The following is a 7196-nucleotide window of genomic DNA, read 5'->3' on the forward strand; positions in this document are numbered from 1 at the left end:
TTGAATGTTAATGTGCCACTTTTTTCAGAAAAGACAACACTTGATTGTATCTATTTCTATTTAAAATTCACTTAAGGTGAATTTAATTTAATTCTTTTGTCATTTTATTAAATTTTTTATAACTATAGACGCAATGTGGTTGTTATTTGTTCAGATTCGTTGGTTGATGTCGGGAGTCAGGGAGGGATAGAAATCGAGCAAGGCAACCAGATTGGTTACCTTGGCGTATCAATACAGTGATTACTCTTCAAGAAGTTTTTGGAGTAATACGCCATTTAACATGGCTCGTTTGATCATTGCAAAAGCAGCAATCGGCGGTTGCTTATAAACCTGTGAGGCCACAATCGGGAGGTTTTTATAGAATGCTTTCAGAGATTGATTCTGTACATTGCGTTCGATAGCCGGAAAAATCAATGTTTGTGCCATCGTAATATCCCCGGCAATAACAATTTTTTGCGGATTGAACAAGTTTACTGTGATAGCTACGGCCTTACCTAAATGATCACCGACTTTTATCAAGGTCTGACGTGCCAGTTCATCTCCCTGATTGGCATGATCACAAATATCGTTAATCGTAATTTGCTCCAATTCAGAAAGTGTTGACTGATAGCCTTGATCAAGAAATTGTCTGACCCGTTTAACGATTGCCGGGTTGGATGCCACTGTTTCCAGACACCCGAAATTACCGCACTGACATTGTGCACCCAGTGGATCGATCTGAATATGACCGATTTCTCCAACATTGCGGTTAAACCCGAGAAAAATTCGGCCATTGACGATCATTCCGGCCCCTGTTCCGCGGCCGACACTGATCAAAATCGAATCCTGACAATCCTGACTTGAACCGAAATAATGTTCAGCGAGGGCAAGTCCCCGGATATCATTACCGATAAAACACTCGACACCGAAATGATTTTTGATGATGTCTCCCATCGCGAGTTCATCAACATCGACATTGTGCATGTATTCAACCACGCCTGTTTCTGGGTTAACCAGTCCGGGGAGAACCACACCAATGGCAATTAATTGTTGAATATATGCTTGTTTTTCTCGGATGAAGTGACGAATGTAGTGAAGTAATCCTTCAATGAGTTCTTTTTGATGCAGATATTGAAACTCATGATAATCGGAAACAATTTCGTTTCCGCCCAGATTATAAAGACTGATCTGAATGTAGTCGCGGCCTAGCCTGACAGCGACGGAATGAAACGGAAGCACTTCAGTTTCAAGAGAGATAGCCCTGCGTCCACCGGTCGATGCCTGTTGTGCGACTTCTTTAATGAGGCCTTTTTCCAACAGTTGGCGGGTGATTTTCGTGACACTGGCAGGTGCTAACTGACTGATATCTGCAACCTGAATGCGAGAGATCGGACCCTGTTGATCGATGAGCCGATACACAGCGGCACTATTAAGTTGTTTGACTAAATCTACATTACCTTTTTGCGTATCATTCATTGCTTATGCTGCTCGTATTGCCCATTTTTTAATCTTGTCATCGGATTGTAAAATTTTTTATCGATGATAGCCTACCCACATACTCACTGTGTTTATTGTGTCGGTTTGGTTGCGTGATGTCTATGGTACTTTTCTCTATACCGGCAGACGACGGTACATTCACTGAGTTTATTTGTACGATGATGGCTGGTGTTCAAGGCAGTTCATTGTCTGAGTCCAGAATATATCCTGCCAAAGCGGTAATATACTGCCTTATCGCTAAAAATAAAGTCCTCTCCAGCTGCAGCTGTAGGAGCTGTGGCATTGGTCACTAATCTTTTGCCATCTCAGTTTACTTTTTCGCAATATTTGGAGGATGTAAATGCTAATTATGATGGCGCTCTTGATGCGCAATCCAGCGCCAAAAACCAGAAATACCGTTTTATCGATGTAAAATGATCAATCTCAGGAAATAATCTTAAGAATATCCCGGAATCATATTGTGTAATCACAAAGAATTGTGGATCATTAGGGGTGTTAATTTTTATATATCCTAACTGCAAAATTATTCGTGGTGTACTTGTCTGGATTCAAACAGATGAGTCACGGTCCTGAGAATACAAAATTATTGAGGTGTTATAGATGAGTGAAGCTGAGGCTCGTCCATCGAACTTTATCCGTCAGATTATTGATAAAGACTTGGCGGAAGGCAAACATACCAGTGTGCATACCCGATTCCCACCAGAGCCGAACGGCTATCTTCATATCGGACATGCTAAGTCAATCTGTTTGAATTTTGGTATTGCTCAGGATTATCAGGGCCAGTGTAACTTACGTTTTGATGATACAAACCCAGAAAAAGAGAACATCGAATATGTTGAGTCGATTAAGAAAGACGTCAACTGGTTAGGTTTTCAATGGGCTGGTGAGGTATGTTATTCCTCTGATTATTTTGATCAGCTGTATCGTTATGCAGTTGAGTTGATTGAGAAAGGTCTGGCTTATGTTGAAGAACTGACTCCGGAACAAATCCGTGAGTATCGGGGAACCTTGACTCAACCGGGCAAAGAAAGTCCTTACCGTGATCGCAGTGTTGAAGAAAATCTCGCCTTGTTTGAAAAAATGCGCAGTGGTGGTTTTCAGGAAGGTGAAGCCTGTTTACGTGCCAAAATCGATATGGCTTCTTCTTTTATCGTCTTGCGTGATCCGGTTTTATACCGGGTTCGTTTTGCCGAGCATCACCAGACAGGTAATCAATGGTGTATTTATCCGATGTACGATTTTACTCACTGTATTTCGGATGCATTGGAAGGCATTACTCACTCGCTGTGTACGCTAGAGTTTCAGGATAACCGACGATTGTATGATTGGGTATTGGATAACATTTCGATTCCCTGCCATCCGAGACAGTATGAGTTCAGCCGCTTAAACCTTGAATATACTGTGATGTCTAAACGGAAGCTGAATCAATTGGTGTCAGAAAACTTGGTTTCAGGATGGGATGACCCACGGATGCCGACAATTTCTGGTTTACGTCGTCGCGGATTTACATCGGCATCGATTCGTGAATTCTGTAAACGCATCGGCGTGACGAAGCAAGACAATATGATTGAATTTGGTTCATTGGAATCTTGTATTCGTGATGACCTGAATGAAAATGCGCCCAGAGCGATGGCTGTACTGGATCCGGTGAAGATTGTCATTGAAAATTATGACGCTGACACGGTGGAGATGCTGGATGTCGCCAATCATCCGAACAAGCCTGAGATGGGCAGCCGCCAAGTCGCCTTTAGCCGGGAAGTTTGGATTGAACGTGAAGATTTTCGTGAAGAAGCGAATAAGAAATATAAACGTCTTGTTCTTGGCAAAGAAGTCCGTTTACGCGGTGCTTATGTCATTAAAGCTGAGCGGATTGAAAAAGATAGCGCGGGTGAGATTACGACGATTTACTGTACTTACGATGCCGATACATTGGGGAAAAACCCTGCGGATGGCAGAAAAGTCAAAGGTGTCATTCACTGGGTTTCCGTCAACCAAGGTGTTCCCGCTGAGTTCCGGCTGTATGATCGGCTCTTTTCGGTGGCAAACCCGGCTGCAGAAGATGATTTTAAGCAAGTCCTGAACCCCGAATCTCTGGTCCGCAAGCAAGGTTTTGTCGAAGCCAGTTTAGCCGTGGCTCAACCAGAATTTGGTTATCAGTTTGAACGCTTAGGTTATTTTTGTGCCGATAATCACGATTCTTCAACCGAATCATTGGTTTTTAACCGGACTGTCGGTTTGAGAGACACATGGGCGAAGATTGAAGCGGCCTGATATGCTTTGATGAAGTGATAGAAAGCCAGCAAATTGCTGGCTTTTTTACTGTTCAAATCATGCTTTGTGACGCCATCAACTGGTTTGATCTGATGCTATTTGAACGCATGCAGGGGTCGATGGTGAATCAGAATTGTGGAAAATGTGTGAGATGCGCGCAATTATTGTAGGCAAAACAGTTTTTTTCCGGATAACCTATAGTTTTGCTGGTGTAATCCGATATATTTAACAGATTATTGAATTTACTATTACCTAAGCACATAGCTGAGCTTTATATGCGTCAATTTTTAAAACGTCTGTTGTTACCACTTGCAATAGCAGCCGTGGGTCAGATTTCTCTTATTCATGCAGAAGGTATTCGTCTGCTTGGGCCAACAGGTCAGGTGCAGTCATCACCCCAATACAGTGAAGCGGTGAGGTCTTCTGCTGCACAATCAAATAATGAGCCTTCAAAATTTTATGGCCCGACTTCCGAAACAGAAACATTATGGTCTATTGCCTCAAAACTCAGACCATCAAATCAAGTTACCGTTCAGCAAACGCTACTTGCTCTCTATCAGTTAAATCCCGAGTCATTTGAACAGCAGAATATCCACAGCTTAATTCCGGGAAGTCGGTTACGCATTCCATCTCTTGTGCAAATCCGCAGTGTCACTACAGAAGAAGCAACAAGGGTCATGCAGGCCCATCAGCAACGGTTAGATCAGGCGAGTCGTCTCGCTGCAACCGATTCATCCTCTGCGGCAAGATCTCGTACGGTGAAGTCGGCAGAGCCCGCGTCTGTCAAAACAGAAACCCCACCGACAGCCCAGCCTTATACGAAGCCGGCACAGCAATCAGCTGATGCTCAGCAAATGAGTCCGCCGACAGAAAAGATTATTCCGCCAGAGCAGCCTCCAGCTCAGACAGAAGCTCCCCAGAGCGTGCTGTCATTCTCCTCATCAGATGCGAAAGGGGCGGACTCAGAAATTCTGGCCCTTGAAGAGAAAAACCACCGTTTAACACTCATGTTGTCAAAAGTTCAGTCAGAAGTGAGTGAGCTGAAGAATGAACTGGGTGATGAAAACAAAGTTCGTACTGAAGTTGAAAAACTACTGGCTGAAGAGCGTAGAAAACGTGCAGAAGCTGAGCGAATGGCTCCTACATCACTGGACAAATTGTTGTCAAACGGATGGGCTGTAGGTGCGTTTGCTCTTATTCCCGGATTATTGATCGCTTTACTGATCATGTGGCTTGTTGGTCGGAGAAAAACATCGGATACGTCATCTGATGCGATCACTGAGTCGAAGGATGTGAGTGATAAACCGATTAGTATCGGGGATGCCGCAGAGGCCGGCGGTAACGATGACGAACTTGATGACCTATCACTTGATGATGATCTCTTTAGCACTACGAGCCCTGAATCAGAAGAAAATGACGCTCAGGATGAAGCGGATGCCGATGATGTGTTTGCTGAACTGGACGATGTCGATCTTGATTTAGATCTGGGTGATGACAGTGAGGAAGACCTGTTTGCCAGCATCGATGATGATGGTGATTTAGTTGATACAGACCTCGATAGTGATTTTTCAGCGAGTGCAAATGGTATTAGTGTCAACAGCGAAGATAAAGCGGTCGGTCTGGAAGAAATGGAGCGGGCGCTTGAGGATGCATCTCTCGCTGCAGATGATGAAGAACAAGCAGAGGGTGAGGATTTCGACCTTTCCAGTGACGATCAAGTCGGTATGTCTCAGGACGAAATTGAGACACTGCTGGATGGTGATGCGCTTGACGATGATTTGGATACGACAGAGCTCGATCAATCCATGCTCGATGATTTATTGGCAGAGGAGCAAGATGACGAGTTCGATCTGGGGAATGCCGGGGTAGCCTCTGATAGCGATCTAGAAGCTTTATTTGACAGTATTGAACAACAAGCTGATTTAGAGCAGTTAGAAGCAAATAGTCAGGATGATTCATTTTTGGATGAAGCATTTGACACAGAAGTATTTGACACACTAGCTACATCCAAAGATGAATCAGACAGTATGATCGATGAAAGTACCGCGCTGCTGGATGAGCTACTGGATGAATCGGATGAGTCAGACGATGAACTCAACTGGGATAAAGAGTTAGAAGATCTAGGCGGCCTTGACTTAGCGGATGACGATGATAGTGATGACCCGTTTGATTTTGAAACTCTCGCTCTTGATGAAGACTTGGATGCAGATGCAGAGCTCGATGAAGATATAACTCCGCTTGATGATGGAACCGAATTATTTGACGAATTATTAGAAATTGAACAGCACAGTATCGATGAAGATGACGATTTTAATCGTGAAGGATTTATAGATGATCTGATTAGTTCTGCACCGGATAAAGACCCGCTATTAGATGAAGTCGATTTTGAAACATCCGTCTCAGCAGAGGCACCGGAAGAGGACGCAGATGACTTTGATTTCAATCCTGAAATTGAAGGGAGTGAGCAGGTTGATGAAGATGATGAGTCAGTTGCCGCAAATGAGTTTGGGGTGCCGCAAGACACGGATTGGGATATTGATGAAGAACTAGAACTATCTTCTCCACCAATACCGGATGATGAAGAAGTGACTGAGTCTGCATCACCTGACTTCGATGAGGCCACGTTAAATGAATCCGATACACCGCAAGCAGACGCAGATGATTCTGCGCAGCATGGCTCAGATATTACGCCTGAGATTGATTCAGATATCGAACAGCCAAGTGAGACGCCAGAATCATCAGACGATATACCCGCCTCGGTAGTGGATGATGTCCCTGAAGCGGATACTGATACCGAGCAAGTTATCGAGCCGGAAGCGACGCAAGCCGAAGTAACTGCGGAGCAACCGGAAAGCGACGATGTATCAGACTTTATCGCTGATGAAGCGTTACCAGAATTCGATGAAACCGCAGCGCTGAATGAATCCGATACACCGCAAGCAGACGCAGATGATTCCGCGCAGCATGACTCAGATATTACGCCTGAGATTGATTCAGATATCGAACAGCCAAGTGAGACGCCAGAATCATCAGACGATATACCCGCCTCGGTAGTGGATGATGTCCCTGAAGCGGATACTGATGCCGAGAAAGTTATCGAGCCGGAGAGCGACGATGTATCAGACTTTATCGCTGATGAAGCGTTACCAGAATTCGACGAAACTGCTGCGCTGAATGAATCCGATACATCATTACCAGCCGATGCCCCCGTCGTCGAAGAAGATGACGTGCCTGAGGCAGACATCGATGGTGATCAGGCGATTGAGCCGGAAGCGACGCAAGCCGAAGCAGCAGCGGAGCCGCCGGAGAGCGACGATGTATCAGACTTTATCGCTGATGAAGCGTTACCAGAATTCGACGAAACCGCAGCGCTGAATGAATCCGATACATCATCACCAGCCGATGCCCCCGTCGTCGAAGAAGATGACGTCGCCTGAGGCCGACATCGA

General features: G+C 44.8%; 3 protein-coding genes. 2 read left to right on the top strand and 1 reads right to left on the bottom strand.

The window, feature by feature from the left end:
• Positions 1 to 240 precede the first annotated feature (240 nt).
• The gene (gene nagC / locus VRK_RS04590; RefSeq protein WP_059120299.1) at positions 241 to 1455 is read right to left on the bottom strand and encodes a DNA-binding transcriptional regulator NagC; all 1215 of its coding nucleotides are present in this window, start codon (positions 1453 to 1455) and stop codon (positions 241 to 243) included.
• A 621-nt stretch (positions 1456 to 2076) separates the two neighbouring features.
• Here nagC and glnS point away from each other — a divergent pair.
• Complete coding sequence (glnS, locus tag VRK_RS04595; protein ID WP_059120300.1) at positions 2077 to 3747, top strand: glutamine--tRNA ligase; 1671 nt, start codon at positions 2077 to 2079, stop codon at positions 3745 to 3747.
• A gap of 275 nt (positions 3748 to 4022) precedes the next feature.
• On the top strand, positions 4023 to 7184 hold the full coding sequence (locus VRK_RS04600) for a FimV/HubP family polar landmark protein (RefSeq protein ID WP_059120301.1): 3162 nt from the start codon (positions 4023 to 4025) through the stop codon (positions 7182 to 7184).
• Positions 7185 to 7196: the final 12 nt, after the last annotated feature.

Source organism: Vibrio sp. MEBiC08052 (genome assembly GCF_001506075.1).
Lineage (GTDB): Bacteria > Pseudomonadota > Gammaproteobacteria > Enterobacterales > Vibrionaceae > Vibrio.